Here is a 26,645-nt window from a genome sequence, read left to right as displayed (position 1 = left end):
GCACCGAAGGCAAGCCTCGCGGCTCAGCCTGTCGGCAGGCGATAGTCCTTGAACTGCTCGCGCAGCGCGGTCTTCTGGATCTTGCCCGTAGCGGTATGCGGTATCGCCTCGACCAGGACGACATCGTCCGGCAGCCACCATTTTGCGATCTTGCCGGTCATATAGGCCAGCATCTCGTCGCGGCTCGGTGAACGGCCGGGTTTTGGAACGATGACCAGCAGCGGCCTCTCGTCCCATTTGGAATGGGCGACGCCAATCACCGCGGCCTCCGCCACATCGGGATGGCCGACCGCGAGATTTTCGAGATCGATGGACGATATCCACTCGCCGCCCGACTTGATCACATCCTTTGAGCGGTCGGTGATCTGGAGATACCCCGCGGCATCCAGCGTGCCGACATCGCCCGTATCGAAGAAACCGTGCTCGTCGAGGATCGCTTCATCCTCACGCCTGAAATAGGCGCCGGCGACGGACGGTCCGCGCACCTTCAGGCGCCCGAAGGTCTTGCCATCCCAGGGCAGGTCCTGGCCGGCATCGTCGGTGATGCGGAATTCGACGGTAAAGGGCGGATGCCCCTGCTTGACCTTGAGATCGTAGAGCGCATCGCCCTGCAGATGCCCATAGACCGGCTTGATCGAGCAGAACGAGCCGATCGGGCTCATTTCGGTCATGCCCCAGGCATGTGCGACCGTGACGCCATATTTGCGCTCGAATGCTTCCGTCATCGCCCGCGGGCAGGCTGAACCACCGATCACCACACGTTTCAGCGTCGAGAGGCGGGCGTTGGTCGCCTCCAGATGCTGCAGCAGGCCAAGCCAGACCGTCGGCACCGCAGCGGTGCAGGTCACGCCCTCGCCTTCCAGCAATTCGAGCAGCGATGCACCGTCGAGCTTCGCACCCGGCATGACCAGCTTGGCTCCGGTCATCGGCGCGGAATAGGCCAGCGACCAGCTATTGGCATGGAAGAGCGGCACGACCGGCAGCACGCTGTCGCGCGAGGACAACCCGATATAATCCGGCGCCGAGCAGGCCATGGCATGCAGCACGTTCGAGCGGTGCGAATAGAGCACCCCCTTCGGACCGCCGGTGGTGCCGGAGGTGTAGCAGAGCCCGGCGGCGGTGTTCTCGTCGAACTGCTTCCAGGCGAAATCATCATCGGCTTCAGTGAGCCACTCCTCGAAGGCGGCTGCTCCCTTCAGGCTGGTTTGCGGCATATGTGCCGCATCGGTCAGCACGATGTAGCGCTCGATGCTCGGCAGCCTGTCCTGGATCTGCTCGATCAGCGGCACGAAGGTCAGGTCGAGGAATAGCATCCTGTCCTCGGCATGGTTGATGATCCAGGCGATCTGCTCCGGGAACAGCCGCGGATTGACCGTATGCGTGATCGCGCCGATCCCGCTGATCCCGTACCAGAGTTCGAGATGCCGGTCGGTATTCCACGCCAGCGTCGCGACCCGGTCGCCGAGCCGCATCCCTTCCCGCTCGAGGCGCCTGGCCACCCGCAGGGCGCGGCGGCGGATATCGGCATAGGTCGTGCGCCGCAGCGAGCCGTCTTCCACCGCGCGGCTCACGACCTCGCGGGTGCCGTGCTGGACGGCGGCATGGTCGATGATCCGGTGCAGCAGCAGGGGCCAGTCCTGCATCAGGCCAAGCATAGCGTCTCTCCCCACGATCATTCTTGCTGTTGTTGGGAGCAGCATAGACAGGCTGCTCCCCGGCAGGGAAGCAGGAGTTGAGCCGGAGCGGGAATGAAGGGCTCGCCTGGAGCCACGCGATAGTTTAGGGCAGAACTGATAGACCCTGAGAGTTGGAACCGTGTCAGCGCCCGACGCCCTACGCACCGATCCAGACCGCGTCTGGTTCCGCTTCATGCGGTTGCACCAGCGCATGCTCGGCCAGATGACGGCGCGCATCCGTACGCTCGGGCTCTCGATCCCTCAATTCGATCTGCTCTCCACGCTGACCGAGCGCGAAGGCATCAGCCAAAGCGAGTTGGCCGAGCGGCTCTACGTCACCAAGGGCAACGTTTCCGGGCTCGTCGATCGCCTGGTGCAGGCCGGCCTCGTCGAGCGCCGGGCAATCGCGGGCGACCGGCGTTCCTATGCGATGCATCTGACGCCCGAGGGGCGCAGGCTGGCGGAAGCCGGCATCGCGGCGCAACGCAGCTATGTCGCGACCACGCTCGGCAAGCTGCCGGCCGGCGATCTCGCAGATCTCGACCGGCTCGTCCTGGCCTGGCGCGACCTCGCTCGCGCCGCGGACGCCGAATAGCGCCTTCATGTTCGCCGGGCTCGCCTTCGCTGGCGGCGGCAATCGCTGCTACTGGCAAGGTGGCTTCCATGAAACCGTGGCGCCACGCCTCGCGTTGTCACCGCGCCGGGTCGTCGGTGTCAGCGCCGGCGCCTTCGCGATGCTCTATACGGCACTCGGTCTCGGCCCGACCGTACGCGAGCAGGTCAGGCAAGCCTGTCTCGACCGAACATCCGAAATGGATTGGGCGGCCTTTCGCCGGGGTGGGCGGCTCTTCCCGGTCGGCGAGCTCTATCAGAGCCTCCTCACCCAGCTCTTCACGCCCGAGGCCCTCTCAACCCTGCGGCTGATGAGCGATTTCCGCATCGCGATCTCGCGCCCGCCACGCTTCTGGCCCCTGCCGATCGCCGCGATGCTGGGGATCGGCGCCTATCAGCTCGAAAAGCGCCTCCGCCGGCCGGTCCATCCCACCGCCGGGCGCCGCCTCGGTTTCGTGCCCGATCTTGTCCGGCTCGCCGATTGCGCAACCGCAGAGCAACTGGTCGCGGCCCTGATGGCGAGCGCTGCAGTGCCTCCCTTCATGCCGGCCGGGCTCGTCGGGCAGCGCGCTGCGCTCGACGGCGGGCTGGTCGACAGCGCCCCCGCCTGGGCGCTCGCCGATCTGGAACAGGCCGGCGAACGGACGCTGGTCCTGCTGACGCGCCCCTTCTCCGCGGTGCCGCAGGTGCCGGGCCGGACCTATGCGCGCCCGTCCCGGACCATTCCGGTCTCGCAATTCACGATCCGCGACTGGGAGGGGATCCGCTTCGCCTACGAACTCGGCATCAGTGACGGCGAGAGCTTCCTTCGGCGGATGGAAGTCGAAGCGCGAACCGGCTAGGCATGAGGCTGGTTCCTGCGAACTGGTTCTTGCCAACCGACCGGACGTACCGATGCCTGCGATCGATCTGACCGCCTCCGCGACCGACCTCCGCGAAGCCCTGCTCGCGCGCCGCTTCAGCGCAAGCGACCTGCTCGAGGCCAGCTTCGCCCGCATCGACTCGCTGAACCCATCGCTCAACGCCATCATTGCCCAGGACCGCGAGGCCGCGCGCGCCACGGCGGCAGAATCGGACAAGCGCCTCGCCGATGGCAGCGCCCGCCCGCTTGAAGGGCTGCCGATCACGATCAAGGACGCGTTCGACGTTGCCGGCCTGCCCTCCTCCGGCGGGCTACCCGCCTACAAGGAGCGCATTCCCACCGATGATGCCGCCCCCGTCGCTCGCCTGCGCGCTGCCGGCGCCGTCATTCTGGGCAAGAGCAACGTCCCGGTCTTCTCAGGCGATTTCCAGAGCTACAACCCCATTCACGGCGTCACCAACAATCCCTGGAATGCGGCCTTCTCACCCGGCGGCTCGTCCGGCGGAGCGGCAACCGCGGTCGCGACCGGCATGTCTGCTTTCGAGCTCGGCTCCGATCTCGGTGGCTCGGCGCGCTGGCCGGCCCATGCCTGCGGCGTCTACGGCCTGAAGACGAGCTGGGGGTTGATCTCGACCTGGGGCCACCTGCCGCCGCCGCCCGAGCGCCGCACACCGCGTAATGCCGACCTTTTGGTCGCCGGACCGATCACGCGCGCGCCCGAGGATCTTGCGCTCATCCTTCCGGTGCTGGCCGGCCCGCGCGATTCCCGAGTCGCGGGCGCCACACTCACCGCTCCTAGGCTGGAGGAGCCCCGCGGCCTGCGTGTCGCACTCTGGGCCGACGATGCTTTCGCTCCGACAGACCGGGAGGTCGGCGCAGCCGTGCATCGGGCCGCGGATCTGCTTGCCGCGCAGGGCGCGATCATCGACGAGACTGCGCGCCCAGCGATCCGCTTCTCCGAAGCCTTCGAGGTCTATGCGCTGCTCAACCATGCCGTCGTCGCCTATGGTCTGCCGCCCAAGGTCAGGGCGCGTATCCAGGCCATGGCATCGCGCTTCAGCACCAACGATCTCTCGCATCAATCGCTGCAAGCGCGCGGCGCGCGCATGACGCCGGGGCTCTATCAGCAGATCTCGCAGCGGCGCATGGCTCTGAAACGGCAATGGGCCCGCTTCTTCCAGTCCTATGACGTCGTGCTCTGCCCACCTGCCCCCGTTGCCGCGATCCCGCATGATCACACGCCGGATATTCACGCGAGGCGCCTTGTCGTGAACGGCGAGCCTCGCCCCTATCTCGATTTCCTGCTCTGGGCCTCGCTCGCGACTGGCGCAGACCTGCCTTCGCTGGTTGCGCCAATCTCGCAGTCGGACGCTGGTCTGCCGCTCGGCGTGCAGATCATTGCGGCGGCCGGCGAAGACCTGACGGCAGTCGCCGTCGGCGGCATGCTGGCAAGGGCGGGCGCAGGATATCGCGTTCCCCCCGGCTCGGCCGGACAATCCTGAGCAGGCGCAACCCGATACGCGCCAGAGTCTGCGTCGATCTGCGTGAAAATCGCTCAGTGCTTGCGCTGATCCCGGTCTATGCTCGCATAAAGGCCGCATAAAAACCTGGAGATTGCGCCATGCTATCCAACCTCGCCGTCCGCGACATCGAGACCCTGGTCCACCCATACACGAACCTGGCGACGCATCGCGAGACCGGCCCGCTGGTGCTGGAAAGCGGCAAGGGCGTCTTCGTCTATGACAGCGCCGGCAAGGAATACATCGAGGGCATGGCCGGGCTCTGGTGCACCGCGCTCGGCTACTCCAACCAGGAGCTGATCGACACGGCGACGGAGCAGATGAAGAAGCTGCCCTTCACGCATATCTTCGGCGGGCGCAGCCATGATCCGGCGATCGAGCTGGCGGAGAAGCTGAAGGAGATCGCACCGGTTCCGATCTCGAAGGTGTTCTACGGCGCCTCCGGCTCCGACGCCAACGACACCCAGGTGAAAATCGTCTGGTATATGAACAATGCCCTTGGCCGGCCGCAGAAGAAGAAGATCATCTCGCGGCTGAAGGGCTATCACGGCGTCACCGTGGCCTCAGCCTCGCTCACCGGCCTGCCCAACAATCATATCGATTTCGACCTGCCGCTGCCGGGCATCCTGCACACCTCCTGCCCGCATCATTATCGCTTCGCCGAGCCTGGCGAGAGCGAGCAGGATTACTCCTCGCGCCTCGCAGCCGAACTGGAGGAGATGATCCTGCGCGAAGGGCCGGACACGGTCGCCGCCTTCATTGCCGAGCCGGTAATGGGCGCCGGCGGCGCGATCACCCCGCCGGATGGCTATTTCGAGAAGATCAACGCCGTTCTCGCCAAATACGACATCCTGTTCATCTCGGATGAGGTCATCACCGGCTTCGGCCGCACCGGCAACATGTTCGGCACCACGACCTATGGCATGAACGTCGACACGATCTCGCTCGCCAAGCAGATCACCTCGGCCTATTTCCCGCTCAGCGCCGTGTTGATGAACGACAAGGTCTACGAGGTCCTCGTCGACCAGAGCCGCAAGATCGGCACCTTCGGCCACGGCAACACCTATGCCGGCCATCCCGTCGGTTGCGCGATCGCGGTCAAGACGCTGGAAATCTATCAGCGCGACAAGATCGTCGAGCACACCCGCAAGGTCTCCCCGACCTTCCTGCGGCGGCTGGAGAAGCTTGCCGAGCATCCGCTGGTCGGCGAAGCGCGCGGCGTCGGTCTGATCGGTGGCGTCGAGATCGTCAAGGACAAGGTGACCAAGGCCCCGTTCGAGACCAAGAAGGGCGTCGGCCCGAAATCGGTCTTCTTCGCGCAGGAAGAGGGCCTGATCACCCGCGCCATGGGCGACCGTGTCGCCTTCTGCCCGCCGCTCGTGATCACCGAGGCCRAGATCGAGGAGATGTTCGACCGCTACGAGCGGGCCCTGAACAAGACGCTCGCCTGGGTCAAGGCCGAAGGCTTGCTCGCGGCCTGAGCCTGCATGCTTAAGGGGAGATTAACCGAAGCGGCGACATGATTGCGATCGAGGCCGAAAAGCCACGAAGAAATCACGATCACGCCGCTTCGTCGTCCCGATCGGACGTCACCTTCCCTGTGTCKACGGCCAGGAACCGCCGGCACCGTGCAACAAGTAAAGTCAGGACCGATGCCTTCCGCCAACAAGCGTCAGACGACGCAACGCAGCGCGAGCTTCCATGATGCCTCGGCCAGAGAGGCCTACGCATCGCACTTCCGCCCGATCGCATTTCGCGCGATCGCCGCGGGAACGAGACGTGCCTCGCCTGCGTCGGACAGGACGGCAGAGAGGAAACCGGCTCATCTTGTGCCGGCCGTTCTCCGCAACGGTTTTGACGATTGACTTGACGACTGCCAGACTGACTTTCGAGACCCTCCATGATTGACCGGCGCAGAGTTCTCCAAACTCTCGCCGGTCTTYTTTTGGCCGGCTTCGGCACTGGCGGCTATGCCTATGCTTGGGAGCCAACCCATCAGCGGGTGACGCACTACCGCTTCACCCCGAATGGCTGGCCCCAGTCAGGCCGCCTCAAACTCGCAATCATCTCGGATCTGCACATTGGCGGGCCGCATATGCCGGTATCGCGTGTGCGCGATATCGTCGCGATGACCAACGAGCTGAATCCGGATCTCGTCCTGCTGCTCGGGGATTTCATTGCGAGCCGGACGCGCCGCGCCTCCGACCCTCCCTATGCCGAATGGGCTATGGCACTCGCCGCGCTCAAGGCGCCGAGCGGGGTCTACGCCGTACTCGGCAACCACGACTGGTGGCAGGACGAACCGACACAAAGGAACCGCAGCGGGCCGACACAAGCGGGCCTTGCGCTCGAAGCGGCCGGGATCACGGTTCTCGAGAATCGGGCGCTGCGCCTGGAGACCGCTGCAGGTCCGCTCTGGCTTGCCGGTCTCGGCGACCAGATCGCCTTCGTCAAACGGTTGCGCGGACAGAAGAATGGCGTCGACGATCTGCCCGGCACCCTCGCCCAGATCGCTGATGATGGCGCGCCCGTCATCATGCTGGCGCATGAGCCGGATGCCTTCGCCCGGATGCCGGCGCGGGTTGCTCTGACCTTGTCAGRCCATACCCATGGCGGACAGGTGAGGCTGTTCGGCTGGTCGCCGATCGTGCCGTCACGCTATGGCAATCGCTACGCCTATGGCCATGTCCGCGAGAACGGGCGCGATCTGGTGGTTTCTGCCGGCCTCGGCACCAGCAAACTGCCGCTCAGGTTCGGAATTCCGCCGGAGGTTGTGCTGGTGGAGCTAGGCTAGGGCATCGGACCGAAAAGTGGAATCCGGTTTTTGGAAAAAACCGATGCTTAAACAAAGAGCTAGATCGCCGCTCCTGCGTCCGAACGGACGCACGGCGATCTAGCGACTGCCGCCGCATGCTCGGATGCCCCGAGCATCTTGCTCCGCTCGATCTGAAATGCTGTCAGACCCTGGCCGGGCGAGGCCCGACCAGAACCGGCGGGGGCCGTCAGACCACCACCACCTTGGTGCCGACCGTGACCCGATTATAGAGGTCGATCACGTCGATATTGCGCATCCGGATGCAGCCGGAAGACGCCGAACGGCCAATGGTCTCGGGCTCGTTCGTGCCATGGATGCGGTAGAGCGTGTCCTTGCCGTTCTGGTAGAGATACAGAGCGCGCGCACCGAGCGGGTTGTCCGGACCGCCCTCCATGCCACCGGCGCGGGGCGCCAGATGCGGCCAGCGCTTGATCATCTCGGCCGGTGGGGTCCAGCGCGGCCACTCGGCCTTGCGCTGCATCGTGGCTTCACCCGTCCAGCCGAAGGCCTCGTCGCCGGTCGCGACGGCGTAGCGAATCGCCTTCTTGTTCGGCAGCACAAAGTAGAGAAACTTCTCGACCGTATCGACCTTGATACTGCCGGGCGGCAGACCGGTCGGGTCCGTGATCTCGTAGGGCAACTGCGTGATCTGGTGCTCGAATTTCGGCACCAACGCGATGTATTCTGCATCGCGCTCGGACAGTGCGGGAGCATTCACGCTCTTGTATTGGCACGCACCGAGAAGGGTCGACAGCGCCAGGGCAACGATTACGGTCTGTTTCATGCCTACCACCAGCGACGCCGCGAACGCGCCATTTATGATGAATGAAAAGTTAATATTCTATTCCCGCCCCGGGGGTTGGGGCGACGTCGAGCTACGCCGCTGCTCTATGCGGCAAACTGACATGGCGCAATGAAGTTCCAGCCGTGATGCGTGTTTCGTCGACTTCGGCCGCGACCGTGGTAATCGCGCAACGGCAGTGCAACATGACGCGCGGCGGCAGGCCCCGCAATGAGGGTGAGAACCAGTGACGACGCTTCTGATTACACACCCGGCGAGCCTCCGGCACCTGACTCCGCCCGGCCATCCCGAGCGCCCGGACCGCATCCGCGTCGTCGAGCAAACGCTCGAAGATGAACGATTCGCCCACCTGGCCCGGGTCGAGGCGCCGCGTGCCGACCTCGACCTCGTCACGCTTTGCCACCCGCGCCAATTCGTAGAGGCATTGATCGCCGCCTCGCCGGTCACGGGACTCGTCGAGATCGAAGCCGACACCACGATGTCGCCCGGCTCGCTGGAGGCCGCGCTGCGCGGCGTCGGCGCTGCCACCCACGCCGTGGACGAGGTGATGCAGGGCAAGGCCAGGAATGCCTTCTGCGCCACGCGCCCGCCCGGCCACCACGCCGAGAGCGTCAAGGCGATGGGTTTCTGCTTCTTCAATCAGGCTGCCATCGCCGCCCGCCACGCCCAGAAGGCGTATGGCGCGGAGCGCGTCGCGATCATCGACTGGGACGTGCATCACGGCAATGGCACGCAGGAGATCTTCTGGAACGACCCGAGCGTGCTTTACGCCTCAACCCATGAGATGCCGCTCTATCCCGGCACCGGCGCCRCCTCGGAACGTGGCGAACACGGCACGATCGTCAATGCCCCCCTGCGCGCGGGCGATGGTTCCGACACCTTCCGGGATGCGTTCGAGACCGCGGTATTGCCGCGTGTCGACGCCTTCCAGCCCGACCTCGTGATCATCTCGGCCGGCTTCGATGCGCATTGGCGCGACCCGCTCGCCAATATCAATCTGGTCGAGAGCGATTTCGCCTGGGCGACCCAGAAGCTGATGGCGATCGCCGATCGTCGCGCCGAGGGCCGCCTCGTCTCGATCCTGGAAGGCGGCTACGATCTCGAAGCCCTGTCGAAATCGACCGCAAGCCATGTCCTGGCACTGATGCGAGGCTAAAGCATCGGCCCGAAAAGTGGATTGCGGTTTTCGGGAAAGCCGATGCAAAGACAAGGGGTTAGATCATCGGACTGGATGCGATGTCCGGTCCGATGATCTAGCCGCCCTTGCAAGTCGCCCAGCGGCGACCCAATCCGGGCAGGGCAGGCATCCCCGGGGGCTGCGTTTCGTCGCGCTGATGGCGGAGCCGCTCACTCCAGCGGCTGCGTCTCCGCGATTTCGATGCCGAAGCCGCTCAGGCCCACGAAGGAGCGCGGCGATGACGCGAGGTTGACGATCGAGGCGACCCCGAGATCGCGCAGGATCTGGGCGCCGAGTCCGACCTCGCGCCATTGCTGCGAGCGCTGGGCGTCGGAACCCTCCTCGACGCTCTTGATCGGCACGCCGGCGGAGCCGTCGCGCAGATAGATCAGCACGCCGCGACCATCCTGCTGGAAGCGCCGGAGCGCGCACTGGATCGACTTCGCGCCGCCGAGCACATCCGCCACGACATTCGCACGATGCAGTCGCGCCGGGACCTTCTCGCCGTCACCGACCTTGCCCATGACGAAGGCAAAATGCTGGGTGTCTTCGAAGGGCGTGACATAGACATGGCCGGTCATCTCGCCGAACTCGGTCTTGACCGGGAAGGAATGCACCCGCTCGACGAGCTTCTCGCGCGCCTGGCGATAAGCGATCAGCTCGGCGACCGTGATCTGCTGCAGCCCGTGCGTCTTGGCGAAGGCGGTGATCTGCGCGCCCTTCATCACGGTGCCATCATCATTGGCGAGCTCGCAGATCACGCCGACCGGCGGCAGATTGGCGAGCTTGCAGAGATCCACCGCCGCTTCGGTATGGCCGGAGCGCATCAGAACACCGCCATCCTTGGCGATCAACGGAAACACGTGACCGGGCCGCACGAAATCCGTGGCGCCCATATTGCCATTGGCCAGCGCCCGCACGGTATTGTTGCGCTGCTCGGCCGAAATACCGGTGGTCAGCCCGTGCTTGACGTCGACCGTCACCGTGAAGGCCGTGCCGAGCGGTGCGTCGTTTGACGAGACCATCGGGTCGAGCCGGAGCCGCCGCGCCTCGTCAGCCGTCAGCGGCGCGCAGACGATGCCGCAGGTATTGCGGATAATGAAGGCCATCTTCTCCGGCGTGCAGAGCGAGGCCGCGATGATCAGATCGCCCTCGTTCTCGCGGTCATCGTCATCGGTGACGATAACGATCTCGCCGCGGGCGAAGGCTTCGATGGCCTGAGTGACGTTCTGCTGCATGACAGCCTCCCGCGGCCCTTGCAGGCCCAGAAAATCATTGGGGGTGACGGCACCGTTCGTGGCGGCGGCGATGCGCTCGGCACTTTCGCGCGAGATCCAGGCACTCTGATCGTTGCAGAGCGCCGACACGCTGGCCGGCGACAGGCCGACCTGCCGCGCGAAGGCGCTGCGAGCCATGCCATTCTGCCGGAGCCAAGTTTCGAGCTTCATGGCCGCAAGCTAATACGCCCCCGCTTCACTTGCAATGAAGCAGGGAATTAATTTCAGTAACACTGAAATTCACCGAGCAAAGGGCCAGCGCGGCTCGACCACGCCGACCTGGGCGCGATGGCGCAGGAACTGGTCGGCCAGCACGCAGGCGACCATTGCCTCCCCGACCGGCACGGCCCGGATGCCGACGCAGGGGTCATGGCGGCCCTTGGTGAACATATCCGCTTCCCCGCCGGTCCGCGTCACGGTCGCGCGCGTGGCGAGGATCGAGGATGTCGGCTTCACCGCGAAACGGGCGACAATCGGCTGCCCGGTCGAGATGCCACCCAGGATGCCGCCGGCGTGGTTGGAGAGAAAGAGCGGCTTTCCGTCATTGCCGGCCCGCATCTCGTCGGCATTCTCTTCGCCCGAGAGTTCGGCCGCAGCGAACCCCTCGCCGATTTCGACACCCTTGACGGCATTGATGCTCATCAGGGCCGAGGCCAGCTCGGCATCGAGCTTGCCGTAGATCGGCGCGCCCAGGCCGGCAGGAACGCCCTCGGCGACAATCTCCAGCACCGCGCCGATCGAGGATCCGGACTTGCGGATGCCATCGAGATATTCGGCGAAGAAGGCCGCCGCCTTGGCATCCGGGCAGAAGAACGGATTATTGCCGACCTCGTTCCAGTCCCAGTTGTTCCGGTCGATCTTGTGCGGCCCCATCTGCACCAGCGCACCGCGCACGATCATGCCTGGCACGACCTTGCGCGCAATCGCGCCGGCTGCGACCCGCATGGCCGTCTCGCACCGGAGACGATGCGGACCTGATCAGGCTCCTGGCGCTGCGTGGTGAAGCGCGACTGACCGGGCCGGCGGCGATCGAGTTCGAGCTGGATTTCGGCTTCGCTCAGCGGGATCAGAGGCGGGCAGCCATCGACGACGCAGCCGATCGCCGGCCCGTGGCTTTCCCCAAAGGTGGTGACGCGGAAGAGATGGCCGAAGGTGTTATGGGACATGGCAGCCTGACGGGTTTCGCTCCGGGCTCATAAGCCGGATCGCGCCCGCGCGAAACCCCGCTGCGCGCAAACCATGCCCCAACGCCCGCCGCGTCGCGTCCCGCGCTCCGCATCCCCGGCAATGCTGCGCGGCAGCGCAAGTCTTGACAGCCGCCCGATCCGGCGGCTTCTAGGCCCGATGAGACGCAGGCCTGTCACCCAGCCGCGCTCCTGGCGCCCCGGGAGTGTCATCATCGCGGGCGCCTAGCCCCGAACCTTCCGAAGAGGAGCGGGTTCGGGGGGAGTGGCCTCAGGTCGGCCACGACGCCTGCCACGGCGTGCCGTCTCGGACCTGGCACAGCAACCTATCCCGGACGAGGTTCGCGCAGACGGTTTCGCACCGCAAGGCGGCTTGTCCACGGTAGCCCGTCCCGCGCCTCGACATGATGGCCCCGGAGCCGGCGACCGGTCTTTCGCATTCGGAATGCCCAGACCATGTCGAGACAATCCGGCCCCGGCACGCCGGGGTCCGTCAGCCTCGCGCGCGCCCTTTCCAAGCTCGGCTATTGCTCACGCACCCAGGCCGAAGGCCTGATTCTCGGCAGGCGCGTCCGGGTCGATGGGCGTCTTGCCCTGAACCCGAGCCTGCGCCTGGATCTCGCGCGTGCCCGCATCATCGTCGATGGCGAAACGGTCTCGGCCGAACGCCGTGTCTATCTGATGGTCAACAAGCCCCGCGGCGCGCTCACGACCCGGACCGACCCCGAAGGCCGCGCCACGGTCTATTCCTGCCTGGACGGACTGGAGCTACCGTTCGTCGCCCCGGTCGGGCGGCTCGACAAGGCGAGTGAAGGGTTGCTGCTCATGAGCAACGACACGCGCTGGGCGCAGCGCATCCTGGACCCGGCCTCCGGCGTGGAGAAAACCTACCATGTCCAGATCGACACGGTGCCCGACACCGCCTTGATGGTGCGGCTGCGCGCCGGTGCCGTCGACGGCGACGAGGCGCTCTCGACCAAGGCGGCGACGCTCCTGCGCCATGGCCAAAGGAACGCCTGGATCGAAATGGTGATCGACGAGGGCCGCAACCGACAGATCCGGCGCATCGTCGAAGCGGCCGGCGCGCGGGTGCTGCGCCTGGTCCGTGTCGGCATCGGGGCCTTGCCGCTGGGCGAGTTGCCAAAGSGCGCGGTCCGCGCATTGCAGCCTGACGAGATCGCACTACCGCTCGATAATGCCTGCGTCGGCGCTCCGCGACCTTCGGCCGAGGGCCGCCTCGACGGGTAGAACCGCCGGTCAGCTTTGGCCCTAGTGCGCCGCCGCCTTGGCCGGCACCGCCGGCGCCCCCTCCCAGCGCGTATTCGCCGGCAGGTTCTCGCCCTTCATGATCACGGTCAGCAGGCCGATCTGCGCGTAGTCGCCGACATGGGTGTCGTAGAGCACCGTCGCTGCCGCGCCCACACAAACGCCCTTGCCGAGATGCACGCGGCCGACCTTCATGACCCTGTCCTCATAGAGGTGGGTCTGCAGGGCCGAATGCGCGTTGACCGTGCAGTAATCGCCGACCCTGATGCAGTCGAACTCGGTGATATCGGTCGAGTCGAGCCAGACGCCCTTGCCGTATTTCGCACCGAACAGCATCAGGAACCAGGGCAGGAAAGGCGTGCCGCGCAGATAGTCGAACAGCACCTTGCCGCCCAATCCCCAATAGAGCACGGCGACCGCCTCGGTGCGCATCGCCCAGAACGACCACATCGGCTTCATCACCGGCTTGTAGACGCCCATCAGCAGCCATTTCATCGCGGCGCAGATCAGCGCCTGCGTCACCGCGATCAGGATGGACACGCCCATGAAGCTGAGCGCGAGCCCGCCCCAGTCGCGATCGAAGATCTTCTGCTGCAGCACGAGATCGACCGCGATGGTGCCGAAAGTGATGAACAGCATCGCCGGGAATGAGGTGTGCAGCGCCTCGAAGCCCGCCCGCGCCAGCCTCTTCCCCAGCGACGGCTTGTAGGTCCAATCCGCCCCAAGGTCGACCTTCTGCCGCGTCGGCAGGCGGATCGGCGGCGAGCCGAACCAGGTATCGCCCGGCTGCATCTTCTCATTGGCAGGCGGCTTCGACTTGATGCCGATCAGCACCCGGTCGGGGATCACGGCGCCTGGCGCCACGACCGCATCATTGCCGATGAAGACCTGATCGCCGGTCTTCGTCATGTCGAGACGCATATAGCCGCGGCGCATGTCCTCGTCGCCGAAGACGACCTCGTCGGCGATGAAGTTGCCGGCCCCGATCGCCGTCAGATCGTAGCGACCCGACAGATTGGTCGAGATCTCCGCGCCCTTGCCGATGCTGGCGCCCATCAACCGATACCAGAAGCGCATATAGATCGTCGCGAACAGCGAGGAGAGTGTCTCCAGCGTCACCTCGGTCGCCAGCGCCACCGTCCATTTGCGGGCATAGAAGCCGGAATGGATCGACCACGAGCCCGAGGTCACGCGCGGCAGGATCACCCAGCGCAGGCCGGCCATCAGCAGCACGGTGAAGGCGATGAGGCCCATCGCCGTCGGCCAGGTCAGGATCGGCAGATACCAGAGATAGCTGATATCGGACCATGTCGCGATCTGGTCGTCGATCCTGTCGAAGAGCCAGAAGGCCGGGAAGATCGGCAGCAAGCTGATCGGCGGCAGCACGATCAGCATGAACACGTAGAAAACCGTCATCGCGAAGCGACGGCGCATGCTCGCCTCGGCCTGCGGCGGCAACGCGTCGAGATCGACCATGCCGATCTTCCGGCCAGGCGTGCCGTCCCAGATTTCGGCCGCGCCGACCGTCGTACCGGACGGTATCGCCGTCAGATCGCCAATCTCGGCATGGTCGCCGGTGGTGCTGCCATGACCGAAGACCACGGAGGCGCCAGCGTTCACGTCCCGCCCGATCTTGATCCGGCCCAGGATCAGCTTGTCGCCGATGGCTTCGCCATTGGCGAAAGTGGTCTTCGAGCCGAAGGTCGTGTAGTCGCCGATCTCGATGAGATCGAGCGCACCGGCCTCGTAATCCGAGATGATGACGTCGCGGCCGACCTTGGCACCGAGCAGGCGCCAGTAGAAGCGCATCACCGGCGTACCCTGCAGCCATTTGATATGGACAAGGCCTGCAACGCGCGCGGCGAACCACCAGCGGAAATAATAGACGCCCCAGAGCGGATAGACGCCGGGCTTGGTCCGGCCGAGCACGATCCATTTCAAGGCGATCGAGATCAGGCCGGTGACGATGGTAATCGCGACATAGACGCCGAGCAGGGTGAAGACCTGCGCCGGCAGCGACAGGTCCTCGCCGGAAATCAGCAGATAGGTGACGAAAATTCCGAGCCACTGCGCCGTCGCCAGGCTGATGATGATCGGCAGCGCGGCGGCCTGCGCCAGCCCGCACAGGAAGCGGCGCCGAAAGGAGGGCGGAGTGAAAGAGAGATCCTCGGCCTCCGCGATCCCGCGCCCATCGAGCACCGCCGCCATGCCACGCAACGTACGGGCACCATAGACGTCCTGCAGCGTGATGCCGGCATAGGCAGGGGTTTCGCRCACGATCGAGATGAAGCGCGCGGCCAGCAGCGAATGACCACCGAGATCGACGAAGAAATCGGCCTCGAACGGCAGGCTCAACGCACCCAATACGCGCTTGGCCGCCTCTAGAAGGGCGGCCTCCGTCTCGTTGCGCGGCGGCTCCTGCTCGCCGGCTGCGGCCGGCGCCGTCAGCGGCGCAGCCCTCAGCATCTTGCGGTCGACCTTGCCCGAGACCATGCGCGGCAGCGAGCCGACAGCCTCGAAATGGGCAGGGACCATGTAGGGAGGCAGCTGTTCTCTCAGCGCAGCGCGCAGCACTCCCGCATCGACCGCGACGCCGGGCTCGCTGACCACGAAGGCGACGAGCCGTTCGATGCCGTCATCTTCGCGCAGCACGACCGCCGCCTGGTTCACCCCCGGCTCGTCTGCGAGCTTCGACTCGATCTCGCCGAGTTCGACCCGGAAGCCGCGGATCTTGATCTGGTCGTCGATACGGCCATGGAAGACGAAGTTGCCGGCCGCATCGAGGCTGACCGCATCACCGGATCGGTAGAGAATGGGGTCGTCGATCCCACCAAACGGATTGGCGATGAATTTCTCCGCCGTCAGTTCGGGGCGGCCGTGATAGCCCCGGGCAACGCCCGGGCCGCCGATCAGGAGTTCGCCCTGCTGGCCAGGCGGCAGCAATTGCAGCTCTTCGCTGACGACATAGGCGGTATAGTTGGGGATCGGCCGGCCGATGGTCACCACCTCGCCGGGTTTCACCTCGGTCGCGGTCGCCACCACGGTCGCCTCGGTCGGCCCGTAGGTGTTGAGGATGCGCCTTTCCGGCTTCGCCCATTTCTGCACGATCGAGGGCGGGAGCGCCTCGCCGCCGAGCAGGATGAGCCGCAGCGAAGGCACGTCGGAAGGCAGGATACCGAGCAGCGTCGGCACGGTGTCGATCACGGTGACGCCGGCACCGTTCAGGATTGCCGGCAGCTTCTCGGCATCGCCCATCATCTCGGGCGAAGCGACGAACAGCGTCGCGCCGACGAGATAGGGTGTCCAGATTTCCTCCATCGACAGGTCGAAGGCGACCGACGCGCCCTGGAAGACGATGTCGTCTGGCCCCATCCCGTAGAAGGCGTTCCCGGAGCGCAGGAAGTGGCAGATGTTGTGATGGCTGATGACGATCGCCTTCGGCGTCCCCGTCGAGCCCGAGGTATAGATCAGGTAGGCGGGATGATCCTTGCTCAGCCCGGCTGCGCGCGCCGGCAGGAGTGCGCCATCGTCACGCGCCACGAGATCGGCAGGCGACCAGACCGGACGCCCGATCGCGGCCGCCTTGCCCTGCCAGGCGGCGCAGGTCACGAGCCCCTTGGCCTCGGCATCGTTCAGGCAGGTCGCGATGCGATCGACAGGCGCCTCGGCATCGAACGGCACCCAGGCCGCGCCGCTGAGCGTGATCGCGATCTGCGCGACAAGGAGGTCGATGCCGCGCGGCATCCACAGGCCGACCATGCTGCCGGGGCCGACGCCCGACAGGACAAGGCCGCGCGCCTGACTGCGCGCCGCTGCCCAGACCTCGTCATAGCTGAGCCGGCGCTCGGCATCCGTCAGAGCCGGGTGTGCGCCGCGCGCGGCCACTGTCGCAGCGAAGATCTCGCCCAGAACCTCATCGCGGATCAGGTCAGGCCGCTTCTCGCCCGCGATCATGGCGAGCGGGGTGGCGCTCCGGGCGGTCTCGTCCGCCGACAGAATGCTGATGTCGTTCATGGTGCCCCGCTGCGGATCGGCCAGAGCAGCCCCGGCGGCACTCACCCCAAGGCGACCCTGCGGCGAACCGCACCTCTAAAACTGCCCCGGAAACCGTATCGTTCGATCCGGATTCCGGCTGCCTCCCCCCGGCCGAGCATGTCGCTGTTGTGTGCATCCCTGCTAGCACAACACTCCTTAAAGAGCACCCCTGAACCCACGATGAATGTCTGCGACCGAACCTCGCGCTAGACCCAGGAGACGCGTCCGTCCGAGACCATCAGGATCTTGCCCTGCCAGATATCGACCATGGCGGCTTCCCCCGGCGCGACCGCCCCGACAAGCGCGAGCACGGCGCGCGCCACACCGCCATGGCTCACCATCACCGTCTCGCCCGTCAGCCCTTCCAGCACCGGCCTGATCCGCTCGGCCAGCATCCGGTAGCTCTCGCCTTCAGGGGGAACGAAGCCCCATTTGTCGCGCTCGCGCGCCAGCGCCAGCTCGCGCTCGGACTTGCGGACCTCGCGCCAGGTGAACCCTTCCCAGGCGCCGAAGGTCAGCTCGCGCAGGCGCTCATCGATGCGGTAGCCCTTGGGCGGCAACCCCAGCCGGTAGCGCAGGATTTCCATGGTCTCGCGCGCCCGCTCCATGGGAGAGGCCACGAAATCGAGCCCCTCATAGCCCTGCACCAGGTTGCGCAGGCGCCCGGCGGCTTCGGCCGCCTGCTCGCGCCCGAGCTCGTTCAGCGGGATGTCCTTCGAACCCTGGAGACGACCCTCCCGGTTCCAGTCGGTTTCGCCGTGACGGACGAGGAAGAGGCGGTGAGAGATCGTGAGCGGCAGCATGCTCCGGCTCATGCACGCTCCGCGCCCGCAGGTCAAAGCGTCAGAGGGGCACAGGGGCATGCGTATTGGCCATGGCAACCTGTCATCGCTTTCTGATGGCAGAGCGCGAGTGCGCTGTGTATAGGCGGCTCTCCGCTTCGGATGGATCCATGTCCCCGGCTCTCACTTTGCCAGACGGTCGCAGGCTTGCCCTCGGCACGACGCCCCTGCTCATGGGCGTCGTCAATGTCACTCCCGATTCCTTCTCGGATGGCGGCATGCTGAAGAGCGCCGACGAGGCGATCGCTCATGCCGAAACGCTGATCGCGGAGGGCGCCGATATCGTCGATATCGGCGGCGAGTCGACCCGGCCAGGCCATGCAGAAGTCGATGCGGAGACCGAGCGTGCCCGGGTCATCCCGGTGATTTCGCGACTCGCCACCCGAACACGCATCCCGATCTCGATCGACAGCTACAAGGCCGAGGTCGCCGAAGCCGCGCTCGGCGCCGGCGCAGCGATCGTCAATGACGTCTGGGGCTGCCAGCGCGAGCCGGCCATTGCCGATGTCGCTGCCCGCTTCGGCGCCCCGATGATCCTGATGCACAACCGCGACAGCATCGATCCCGCGCTTGATATCCTCGACGACGTTCTGCGCTACCTCGAACGCTCCATCGCCATCGCCATCGCAGCCGGCGTGCCACGCGAGCAGATCGTGGTCGACCCGGGAATCGGCTTCGGCAAGACGCCGGCGCAGAACCTCGCGATGATCCGCGACCTCCGCCAGCTCGAACAGCTTGGCTGCGCCATCCTGCTCGGCGCCTCACGCAAGTCGACCATCGGTCTGATCACCGGCCAGAAGGTTCCGGCCGAGCGACTGGCCGGCACGCTGGCAGCCCATCTCTACGGCGTCTCGCAGGGCGCCTCGATCATCCGCGCGCATGACATTCGTCCACATGCCGACGCCTTCAAGGTCTGGACCGCCATCGGAGACGCGCCATGAGCGAGACAGGCAGCATCCTGATCGAGAAGCTCGACATCTATGCCTATCACGGCTGCTTCTCCGAGGAGGAACGGCTCGGCCAGCGCTTCACGCTCGATATTGCGCTGGCGACCAATATCCACGCCTCGGCCATCAGCGACGACCTCGCGGATACGGTCGATTACGGCAAGGTCGTCGCCGTGGTGAAACAGACCTTCACCACCCGCCGCTACAATTTGCTGGAAGCGGCAGCGCGCGCCGTGGCGCAGGCCATCCTGGCCGAGTTCCCGCCGGTCAGCCGTGTCTGGATCACCCTGCGCAAGCCCGCGCCGCCGATTCCGGCAACGCTGGCAGCTGTCGGCATCCGCCTGGACTTCCGGCGTGAAGACTGAGGCCGCTCTCTGCTTCGGCGGCAATCTCGGCGATCCGGTCATTGCCTTCGCCGCCGCGATCGAAGCCCTCGCGCGCCATCCTGCCGTGACCGTGCTGCGGATTTCGTCGGTCTATCGCACCGCGCCCTGGGGCAAGCTCGACCAGCCCGAATTCAAGAACATGGCCGTGATGATCGCAACCGATCTCGCGGCGGCCGACCTGCTCGCCTTCTGTCTGAGGATCGAGCGCGAGCAAGGCCGCGAGCGCAAGGAGCGCTGGGGGCCGCGCACGCTCGATATCGATCTTCTGACTTATGGCGAGGCTATCATCGACGAGCCGGGTCTTCAGGTTCCGCACCCGCGCATCGCCGAGCGCGCGTTCGTCCTGGCGCCGCTCGCGGAAATCGCGCCGACGCTGGTTATCGGCGGCAGGAGTGCGTCCGATCTGCGCGACGCTCTCGCGAGCGAGGAAGTCAGGCGCGACGATACGGAAACGGCGCGCCTGCGGAACGCCGGCGCCGGCTGAAGCCGGCGCTCCGGATCACTCGCCCTTGTCGAGCGTGATATCGGGGGCAGACGGCACCTTCATGCCGACCACGTGGTAGCCGGCATCAACATGCATGATCTCGCCGGTGATGCCGCGCGACATGTCGGAGACCAGGAAGACCGCGGTCTCGCCGACTTCCTCGATCGTCACGGTGCGACGGAGCGGTGAATTGTACTCGTTCCAGCGCAGGATATAGCGGAAATCGCCGATACCAGAGGCGGCGAGCGTCTTGATCGGCCCAGCCGAGATCGCGTTGACGCGGATCTTCGAGGGACCGAGATCGGCGGCGAGATACTGCACGCTCGATTCCAGCGCCGCCTTCGCCACGCCCATGACGTTGTAATGCGGCATCCATTTCTCGGCGCCGTAATAGGTCAGCGTCAGCATCGAGCCGCCATTGGTCATCAGCTTCTCGGCGCGCTGCGTGACGGCGGTGAAGGAATAGCAGGAGATCAGGAGCGACTTGGTGAAATTCGCTTCAGTCGTCTCGACATAGCGGCCGGTCAGCTCGTCCTTGTCGGAGAAGGCGATGCAGTGAACGACGAAATCGAGCTTGCCCCAGAGCTTCTCGACCTCGGCGAAGACGGCATCGATCGTCGCCGAGTCGGTGACGTCGCAATGGCCGACAACATGCCCGCCAAGTTCCTTCGCCAGGGGTTCGACGCGCTTCTTCAGCGCATCGCCCTGATAGGTGAAAGCCAGCTCCGCACCAGCATCGGCCGCAGCCTTGGCAATGCCCCAGGCAATCGAGCGATTGTTCGCGACGCCCATGATGAGGCCCCGCTTGCCCTTCAGGACATTGGCGGTGGAGGAGGCAGCGCTGGATTCGGGCATCGGGGACCTGCGAACTGGACGAAGCGGAAGGTCTCTTAGCCGAGCCAGCGCCTCAACGAAAGGCTCAGTTGCTCGCTTACTCGCTCCGCGCCTTCATCAGCGCCGTCAGTTCGGGATCCTTCTCCGGCATCTCGATGTCGATTGCGACGAAGAGATCGCCGTGATGACCCTTCTCGCCCTTCRGCCCTTTGCCGCGCAGGCGAAACTGCTTCGTCGTACCGGTCAGCGGTGGAATCTTCATCTCCACGGCTCCGGTGAGGGTCGGCACATGCAGTGGCCCGCCCAGCACGGCCGTCGCCAGCGGAACCGCCACGCGGGTACGCAGATCATGGCCCTCGATCGTGAAGCGCGGATCGGGCTTGACCTTGATCGTCATCAGCAGGTCGCCAGCCTCGCCCGAGAAGGGATCGGTCTGGCCAAGGCCGCGCAGCCGCATGACCTTGCCGTCCGCAACACCCTCGGGAATCGTGACCTCGACCTCGCGCCCATGCGGCAGCTTCACACGGCGGGTAGCGCCCGTGGCGGCCTCGGCAAGCGAGACGCTCAGCGAAAAGCTCTGCTCCGGCGGTTTCTGGGGCTCATGGCGAGCCCGGCCGCCGCCGCGGCGGGCCGCGTCACCGAAAAGCGAGCCGAAAATATCGGCAGGATCGAAGCCCTGATCGGCCCCGCCACGCCCGGAAGCTGCGCCGCCGCCATGGCCGAAATTGAACTCGAACCCGCCGGCACGCCCACCCCGACCGGCGCCCATGCCCTCAAAGCCCTGGAATTTCGGCTTGCCGTCGGCGTCGATCTCGCCGCGGTCGAACTGTTTGCGCTTGGTTTCGTCACCCACGATCTCATAGGCGCTGTTGAGCTCCGAGAAGCGGTCCTGCGCCTTGGGATCATCCTGATTGCGGTCGGGATGCAGGTCCTTGGCGCGACGGCGATAGGCTTTCTTGATTTCAGCTTCGCTGGCACCACGGGCGACGCCCAGGACCTGATACGGATCGCGCATGCATGAACCCCACTCTTCGACGAGACGCTGTTTCCCGCGCCCGATACGGCACGCCGGAACAGCTCCGCCCGCTATGTGGGGAGACTGTGGCGGGAATGCAACGTTTTCCTTCCCGGCGCGGCCGCAGGCCGGATCCGGCAGCCTATGCTAGCTGAACCCCTTCCAGGGTTGCGTTTCCTTGACTGCCCATTCTCCACCGGACGGACGGCAGGCCGTGCCCTGAAGCCGAACCGGGCTGGTCTGCGTCTGGACATTGGCGATGAAGGCACGACAAATCTCGTCCGAGCGCAGGAACGGCCCACCGACCGGCGTGAACGATCCCTTCATGCCGCTCTGCGGATTATCCCAGTTGACCGCTGCGCCATTGCCCTGGGGGTCGAGGGCCAGCGCCATCGCCCCATCGGCACGGCGCAGATCCTCGGGACCAAGCTCGGTGGAGAGGGCGCCAAGCACGCTCGGCTTCGTCGTGCCGCGCGCCGGCAGGGTCGAAGTCGTCGTCATCGCCACCTCGTCTTCGGACTTGCTCGACAGGCCGAGGATCGGAAAGGAGACCGAGCAGCCGGCGCTGGCAACGGCGAGCAGCAGCACGGTGGCGACAGCAGCCGGACGCATGGGCGCAGCGCGCCGATCGAGGCTTTGGTTCGCCGCCCGGGCTGGCCTATATAAACTCGCAGTCCAACACCAAATCACAGATTGCGCTCGCCCGACGCTTAACCAGAACTTGCCGAGGATTAGACACGTGGAACGGTTAACGCCGGGTGACTTCACCGAAGTCGATGAACCCTTCGCCCTGTTCGCGAGCTGGCTGGAGGAGGCCGCGCGCTCCGAGCCGAACGACCCCAACGGCATGGCACTCTCGACGGTCGATGCCGAGGGCCTGCCCAATGTCCGCATGGTCCTGCTGAAGGGGCACGATCGCGACGGCTTCGTCTTCTACACCAACACCCAAAGCCAGAAGGGCGAGGAGCTGCTCGGCCAGGGCAAGGCGGCCGCGTTGTTCCACTGGAAGAGCCTGCGCCGGCAAGTCCGTATTCGCGGACCCGTGTCGATCGTCAGCGACGCCGAGGCCGATGCGTATTTCCAGTCTCGCCCGCGCGACAGCCGCATCGGAGCCTGGGCCTCGCAGCAGTCGCGCCCGCTCGAGAGCCGCTTCGCGCTCGAGAAGGCCGTGGCGAGCTATGCCGCGAAATTCGGTCTCAGCACGATCCCGCGCCCGCCGCATTGGACTGGATTCCGCATCGACCCGGTCTATATCGAGTTCTGGCGCGACGGCGCCTTCCGCCTGCACGACCGTGTGGTCTTCCGCCGTGCCTCGGCCGCCGAGCCGTGGACGCGAACCCGCCTTTACCCCTGAGGATCTGACCGCATGGCCATGCCGAAATTCGACTTCCCCAAGACCGAGGCAGGCAAGCGCCCGGTCATGCTCCTGACCGGAGCGAGCCGCGGGATCGGCCACGCCACGGTGATGCAGTTCGCCATGGCAGGCTGGCGCATCCTGTCCTGCTCGCGCCAGGCCTTCTCGGATAAATGCCCCTGGCCCTCAGGCGCCGACGATCATGTCCAGATCGATCTCGGCGACCCCGAGGACACGATGCGTGGCATAGCCGAGATCAAGAAGCGGCTGGCGGCCGAGGGCGGCAAGCTCAATGCCCTGGTCAACAATGCCGGCATTTCTCCGAAGGGGCCGAAGGGCATGCGCCTGGGCGCTGCCACGACCTCCTTCAATGACTGGCACCAGGTCTTCCAGGTCAACTTCTTCGCGCCGATCATGCTGGCGCGCGGCCTGCTGGACGAGCTGACCGCCGCCAGGGGCACGATCGTCAACGTCACCTCGATCGCCGGCTCCCGCGTCCACCCCTTCGCCGGTGCCGCCTATGCCACCTCGAAGGCGGCGCTCGCCAGCCTGACGCGCGAGATGGCCGCCGATTTCGGCCCGCTCGGCATCCGGGTGAACTCGATTTCGCCCGGCGAGATCGACACTGCCATCCTCTCGCCCGGCACCGAGAAGATCGTCGCGACGCTGCCGCTCGGCCGGCTCGGCAAGACGGAGGAAGTCGCGAAGGCGATCCATTTCCTCTGCACCGACGCCTCGTCCTATGTCACGGGCGCCGAGTTGCACATCAATGGCGGGCAGCACGTGTGAAGAGCCAAGGCGGCCAGGTCATCCGTTTTCCGACGCAGGCCAAGGCGGCGCGCCCAACGCTTGCCGCGTCCCTCGCGGTCTTTCGCGACGGCAAGGTGCTGCTCGCAACCCGTACCAAGCCGCCGGCCGACCAGCTCTGGTCACTCCCCGGCGGCAAGGTCGAAGCAGGCGAGACGCTTGAAGCGGCCGCACTGCGCGAGCTCGAGGAGGAGGTCGGGGTCAAGGCCGCCATTCTCGGCTTCAACCGGCATGTCGAGATTTTCGGGCGTGATGCGGCAGGCTCGGTGACGCATCATTTCGTCATCGCCTCATTCGTCGGCGAATGGATTTCCGGCGAGCCGCAGCCCGGTCCTGAGGCAGGCGCCGTGATGTGGGCCGATCCGCTCAAACTCGGAGGCTTGGCGACGACGCGCGAACTCGGTGACGTGCTGCGAAACGCCCATGCCATCCTGCAGAGCGGCGGTCAGCGGCCGTGACCTGCACCCGCCTCGCGCTTCTACTCGCCGGGATAATGGCGGTTGCGCCGTTCGGTCACGCCATTGCACAGGGGCAACGCCAGCAATCGCCGCCGCCGCCGCCGACCCAGGCCACGCCGCCCCCCGAGGCGCCGCCTCCGCCCTACGAACCGCAACTGCTCGAACTCGCCGAGATCATGGGCTCGCTCGCCTATTTGCGGACCTTGTGCGGCGGCAAGGAAGCCGATGTCTGGCGTGAGCGCATGACTGCGCTGATCGAGGCCGAAGGACGCACGCCACAGCGGCGGGAACGGCTGATGAGTGCCTATAACGGCGGTTTCCGGGCTTATTCGGCGACCCACCGGAGCTGTTCTGGCGGCAGCCAGGAGGCCGCACGGCGACTCGCCGCCGAAGGCGACCGTCTGGCCCGGTCCCTCGCCGGCCGCTATGGCGGATAGGTCACATCGGGACGAAACTGTGTCTTTCTCAAAACTCGCGCGGTCAAATTAACCTTTCTTAAACACCGCGGTAGCGCCAGCCTCCCCTGATGCGTATGAATCTGAGGCAGTCGATCGCCCCGGCGCAGGCCTGATTCTCGGGTACGCGCCGGTCCTTTGTGACCAGCCGCAGAGTCCGTGCCTTCATGTCCATCCGTCCAGACGATCTGCAGCTCGATCCCATGCTCACCGACGAGCCGGGAGATGCACGCCGCGTCGCCTATGGCTATGTCGAGGACGCCTTCAACGAGGCGCAGCAGGACGGGCTCGACAGCGATGCGCTGGCCCACGCCGCTCTCTTCGCGGCCTTTCGCACGCTGGTCGAGACCTATGGCGAAGAAGCCACAGCTGTTTTCGCCGAAACCCTGGCGGAAAAGGTGCGCTGCGGCGCCTTCACGATGGGCACACGGCACTAGATCGCCGTGCGTCCGACCGGACGTATTGTGGCGGCCCATCTCTTTGCCCCGCATCGGATTTCTCCGAAAAGTGGATCCCACTGTCCGGTCTGATGCTCTGGTCTTGCCTAGGCGCCGCTAGCGGCCCGGCGGGCATTCTCTGCGCGAGCGAGCAATAATGTTCGCTCCTGTACATTCCTCGTCATCGCCGCCGCGCGCTCGAACTCGGCCTGCGCCTCGCCATGCCGATCGAGCTTGCCGAGCAGATCGGCCCGTACGCTCGGCAGCAGATGGTAGTTCTTCAGCGAGGGTTCCGAGGCCAGTCGTTCGACCGCGGCAAGCCCGGCTGCCGGCCCCTCGGCCATGCTGATCGCCACCGCCCGGTTGAGTTCGACGATCGGCGACGGGTTGATCGCGGCCAGCGCACCATAAAGCACGGCGATGCGGACCCAATCCGTCTCTTCCGCGGTGCGCGCTCGCGCATGGCAGGCGGCTAGCTCGGCCTGGAGCAGATAGGGACCGATAACGCCACCTGTCGCTCGCGCCCGCTTGATCGCCGCAAGGCCCCGGCCGATCAGAAGATGGTCCCAGCATGCGCGATTCTGGTCGAGCAGCAGGATCGGCTCGCCGCTCGGGCCGACCCTGGCCCTGAGGCGCGACGCCTGGATCTCCATCAGCGCTACGAGTCCATGGACCTCGGGCTCCAGCGGCGCGAGCTCGGCCAGGATGCGCCCCAGCCTGAGTGCTTCTTCGCACAGGGCCGGTCGGATCCAATCCTCACCGGCTGTTGCCGCATAGCCCTCGTTGAAGATCAGGTAGACGACCTCGAGCACCGACTCGAGTCTCTCGGCCAATTCCGCGCCATGCGGAACCTCGAAGGGCACTTTGGCGTCGGCAAGCGTCTTCTTCGCCCGCACGATCCGCTGCGCCATGGTTGGCTCAGGCACCAGGAAGGCCCGCGCGATCTCCTCGGTGGTGAGTCCACCGAGCAGTCGCAGCGTCAGTGCAAGCCGCGCCTCCGTCGAGAGAACCGGATGGCAGGCCGTGAAGACCAGCCGCAGCAGATCGTCGCCGACATCGTCATCGAGCGCGGCGTCGAGATCGGGCGTCGTCTCGGTTTCGAGTTGGTGGCCAAGCTCCTGATGCTTGCGGGCGAGAAGCTTGTCGCGGCGAAGGCCGTCGAGGGCGCGGTGCTTGCCCGCCTGCATCAGCCAGGCGCCCGGATTGCGCGGTACGCCGTCTTGCGGCCACTGCTTCAGAGCCGCGACCAGCGCATCCTGCGCCAGTTCCTCGGCGCGCCCGACATCACGGGTGATGCGCGTCAGCCCGGCGATCAGCTTGGGAGCCTCGATTCGCCAGACCGTTTCAATGGTACGGTGTGCATCGCTCGCCGACATGACGGCCGATACACACCATTTCGG

Annotated in this window: 24 protein-coding genes and 1 pseudogene; 15 read left to right on the top strand and 10 right to left on the bottom strand. The window is 65.8% G+C overall.

Annotated elements, in window-relative coordinates:
* Positions 1-23: 23 nt before the first annotated feature.
* Positions 24-1,655: a long-chain-fatty-acid--CoA ligase gene (locus AC1DRP_RS22675; RefSeq protein WP_441507687.1), complete on the bottom strand. Its 1,632-nt coding sequence runs from the start codon at positions 1,653-1,655 to the stop codon at positions 24-26.
* A gap of 214 nt (positions 1,656-1,869) precedes the next feature.
* Here AC1DRP_RS22675 and AC1DRP_RS22670 point away from each other — a divergent pair, with 214 nt between their 5' ends.
* From AC1DRP_RS22670 to AC1DRP_RS22650, 5 genes are all read left to right on the top strand, one after another.
* Entirely contained in the window at positions 1,870-2,271 is a 402-nt protein-coding gene (locus tag AC1DRP_RS22670; RefSeq protein WP_084652251.1) for a MarR family winged helix-turn-helix transcriptional regulator, read from the top strand.
* 7 nt (positions 2,272-2,278) lie between these two features.
* Positions 2,279-3,130 (top strand): patatin-like phospholipase family protein, encoded by an 852-nt coding sequence (locus tag AC1DRP_RS22665; RefSeq protein WP_441507686.1) that lies wholly within the window; start codon positions 2,279-2,281, stop codon positions 3,128-3,130.
* A gap of 52 nt (positions 3,131-3,182) precedes the next feature.
* Positions 3,183-4,652, top strand: coding sequence for an amidase family protein (locus AC1DRP_RS22660; RefSeq protein ID WP_476769615.1), 1,470 nt, complete (start codon positions 3,183-3,185; stop codon positions 4,650-4,652).
* Between the two features lie 119 nt (positions 4,653-4,771).
* Complete coding sequence (locus tag AC1DRP_RS22655; protein ID WP_476769614.1) at positions 4,772-6,151, top strand: aspartate aminotransferase family protein; 1,380 nt, start codon at positions 4,772-4,774, stop codon at positions 6,149-6,151.
* A 419-nt stretch (positions 6,152-6,570) separates the two neighbouring features.
* Positions 6,571-7,464 carry a metallophosphoesterase gene (locus AC1DRP_RS22650; RefSeq protein ID WP_476769613.1) on the top strand — a complete coding sequence of 298 codons (894 nt, stop codon included), beginning with the start codon at positions 6,571-6,573 and terminating at the stop codon, positions 7,462-7,464.
* Positions 7,465-7,672: 208 nt separating this feature from the next.
* Here AC1DRP_RS22650 and AC1DRP_RS22645 read toward each other — a convergent pair whose 3' ends face one another.
* Positions 7,673-8,269 carry a L,D-transpeptidase gene (locus AC1DRP_RS22645; protein ID WP_476769612.1) on the bottom strand — a complete coding sequence of 199 codons (597 nt, stop codon included), beginning with the start codon at positions 8,267-8,269 and terminating at the stop codon, positions 7,673-7,675.
* Positions 8,270-8,513: 244 nt separating this feature from the next.
* On the opposite strand from AC1DRP_RS22645, the gene AC1DRP_RS22640 reads away from it, so the two are divergent.
* Complete coding sequence (locus tag AC1DRP_RS22640; RefSeq protein ID WP_476769611.1) at positions 8,514-9,443, top strand: histone deacetylase family protein; 930 nt, start codon at positions 8,514-8,516, stop codon at positions 9,441-9,443.
* Positions 9,444-9,634: 191 nt separating this feature from the next.
* Here the strand turns inward: AC1DRP_RS22640 and ribB are convergent, their stop codons facing one another.
* Positions 9,635-10,912 carry a 3,4-dihydroxy-2-butanone-4-phosphate synthase gene (gene ribB, locus AC1DRP_RS22635; protein ID WP_476769610.1) on the bottom strand — a complete coding sequence of 426 codons (1,278 nt, stop codon included), beginning with the start codon at positions 10,910-10,912 and terminating at the stop codon, positions 9,635-9,637.
* 69 nt (positions 10,913-10,981) lie between these two features.
* Positions 10,982-11,907, bottom strand: a pseudogene (aroC, locus tag AC1DRP_RS22630) (chorismate synthase).
* Between the two features lie 474 nt (positions 11,908-12,381).
* Between aroC and AC1DRP_RS22625 the strand changes: the two are divergent.
* On the top strand, positions 12,382-13,173 hold the full coding sequence (locus AC1DRP_RS22625; protein ID WP_476769609.1) for a pseudouridine synthase: 792 nt from the start codon (positions 12,382-12,384) through the stop codon (positions 13,171-13,173).
* A gap of 21 nt (positions 13,174-13,194) precedes the next feature.
* Here AC1DRP_RS22625 and AC1DRP_RS22620 read toward each other — a convergent pair whose 3' ends face one another.
* The gene (locus AC1DRP_RS22620) at positions 13,195-17,205 is read right to left on the bottom strand and encodes a Pls/PosA family non-ribosomal peptide synthetase (protein ID WP_476769608.1); all 4,011 of its coding nucleotides are present in this window, start codon (positions 17,203-17,205) and stop codon (positions 13,195-13,197) included.
* A gap of 227 nt (positions 17,206-17,432) precedes the next feature.
* On the bottom strand, positions 17,433-18,041 hold the full coding sequence (locus tag AC1DRP_RS22615) for a histidine phosphatase family protein (RefSeq protein WP_441488272.1): 609 nt from the start codon (positions 18,039-18,041) through the stop codon (positions 17,433-17,435).
* Positions 18,042-18,178: 137 nt separating this feature from the next.
* Here AC1DRP_RS22615 and folP point away from each other — a divergent pair, with 137 nt between their 5' ends.
* The 3 genes from folP to folK are packed head-to-tail and all read left to right on the top strand — an operon-like array spanning position 18,179 to position 19,885.
* Complete coding sequence (folP, locus tag AC1DRP_RS22610; protein WP_476769607.1) at positions 18,179-19,009, top strand: dihydropteroate synthase; 831 nt, start codon at positions 18,179-18,181, stop codon at positions 19,007-19,009.
* The gene (gene folB, locus AC1DRP_RS22605) at positions 19,006-19,380 is read left to right on the top strand and encodes a dihydroneopterin aldolase (RefSeq protein WP_069879469.1); all 375 of its coding nucleotides are present in this window, start codon (positions 19,006-19,008) and stop codon (positions 19,378-19,380) included. The genes folP and folB overlap by 4 nt, the downstream gene beginning before the upstream one ends.
* Positions 19,370-19,885 (top strand): 2-amino-4-hydroxy-6-hydroxymethyldihydropteridine diphosphokinase, encoded by a 516-nt coding sequence (folK, locus tag AC1DRP_RS22600; protein WP_476769606.1) that lies wholly within the window; start codon positions 19,370-19,372, stop codon positions 19,883-19,885. The genes folB and folK overlap by 11 nt, the downstream gene beginning before the upstream one ends.
* Positions 19,886-19,900: 15 nt before the next feature.
* Here folK and fabI read toward each other — a convergent pair whose 3' ends face one another.
* The 3 genes from fabI to AC1DRP_RS22585 all read right to left on the bottom strand — a co-directional run bounded on the left by fabI (position 19,901) and on the right by AC1DRP_RS22585 (position 22,346).
* A complete protein-coding gene (gene fabI, locus AC1DRP_RS22595) occupies positions 19,901-20,740 on the bottom strand; it encodes an enoyl-ACP reductase FabI (protein WP_441507678.1) in 840 nt (279 codons plus the stop codon).
* A gap of 76 nt (positions 20,741-20,816) precedes the next feature.
* Positions 20,817-21,734, bottom strand: coding sequence for a DnaJ C-terminal domain-containing protein (locus AC1DRP_RS22590; RefSeq protein WP_476769605.1), 918 nt, complete (start codon positions 21,732-21,734; stop codon positions 20,817-20,819).
* 147 nt (positions 21,735-21,881) lie between these two features.
* Positions 21,882-22,346 (bottom strand): RT0821/Lpp0805 family surface protein, encoded by a 465-nt coding sequence (locus AC1DRP_RS22585; RefSeq protein ID WP_476769604.1) that lies wholly within the window; start codon positions 22,344-22,346, stop codon positions 21,882-21,884.
* A gap of 127 nt (positions 22,347-22,473) precedes the next feature.
* Between AC1DRP_RS22585 and pdxH the strand changes: the two genes are divergently transcribed.
* The 5 genes from pdxH (at position 22,474) to AC1DRP_RS22560 (ending at position 25,245) form a co-directional block, all read left to right on the top strand.
* Positions 22,474-23,088 (top strand): pyridoxamine 5'-phosphate oxidase, encoded by a 615-nt coding sequence (gene pdxH, locus AC1DRP_RS22580; RefSeq protein WP_441488267.1) that lies wholly within the window; start codon positions 22,474-22,476, stop codon positions 23,086-23,088.
* A 12-nt stretch (positions 23,089-23,100) separates the two neighbouring features.
* Entirely contained in the window at positions 23,101-23,877 is a 777-nt protein-coding gene (locus tag AC1DRP_RS22575) for an SDR family NAD(P)-dependent oxidoreductase (RefSeq protein WP_052514014.1), read from the top strand.
* Entirely contained in the window at positions 23,874-24,353 is a 480-nt protein-coding gene (locus tag AC1DRP_RS22570; RefSeq protein ID WP_441507675.1) for an NUDIX hydrolase, read from the top strand. Before AC1DRP_RS22575 ends, AC1DRP_RS22570 begins: the two co-directional genes overlap by 4 nt.
* A complete protein-coding gene (locus AC1DRP_RS22565; RefSeq protein ID WP_476769603.1) occupies positions 24,350-24,790 on the top strand; it encodes a TIGR02301 family protein in 441 nt (146 codons plus the stop codon). The genes AC1DRP_RS22570 and AC1DRP_RS22565 overlap by 4 nt, the downstream gene beginning before the upstream one ends.
* Before the next feature lie 185 nt (positions 24,791-24,975).
* Positions 24,976-25,245: a hypothetical protein gene (locus AC1DRP_RS22560; RefSeq protein WP_441488264.1), complete on the top strand. Its 270-nt coding sequence runs from the start codon at positions 24,976-24,978 to the stop codon at positions 25,243-25,245.
* Between the two features lie 107 nt (positions 25,246-25,352).
* Here the strand turns inward: AC1DRP_RS22560 and AC1DRP_RS22555 are convergent, their stop codons facing one another.
* Positions 25,353-26,621, bottom strand: a complete 1,269-nt coding sequence (locus AC1DRP_RS22555; protein ID WP_476769623.1) for an RNA polymerase sigma factor — start codon at positions 26,619-26,621, stop codon at positions 25,353-25,355.
* Between the last annotated feature and the right edge of the window lie 24 nt (positions 26,622-26,645).

Source organism: Allobosea sp. 01N443 (genome assembly GCF_056399325.1).
The sequence above is the reverse complement of the archived record's forward strand: the minus strand, read 5'-3'. Positions and strand labels throughout refer to the sequence as shown.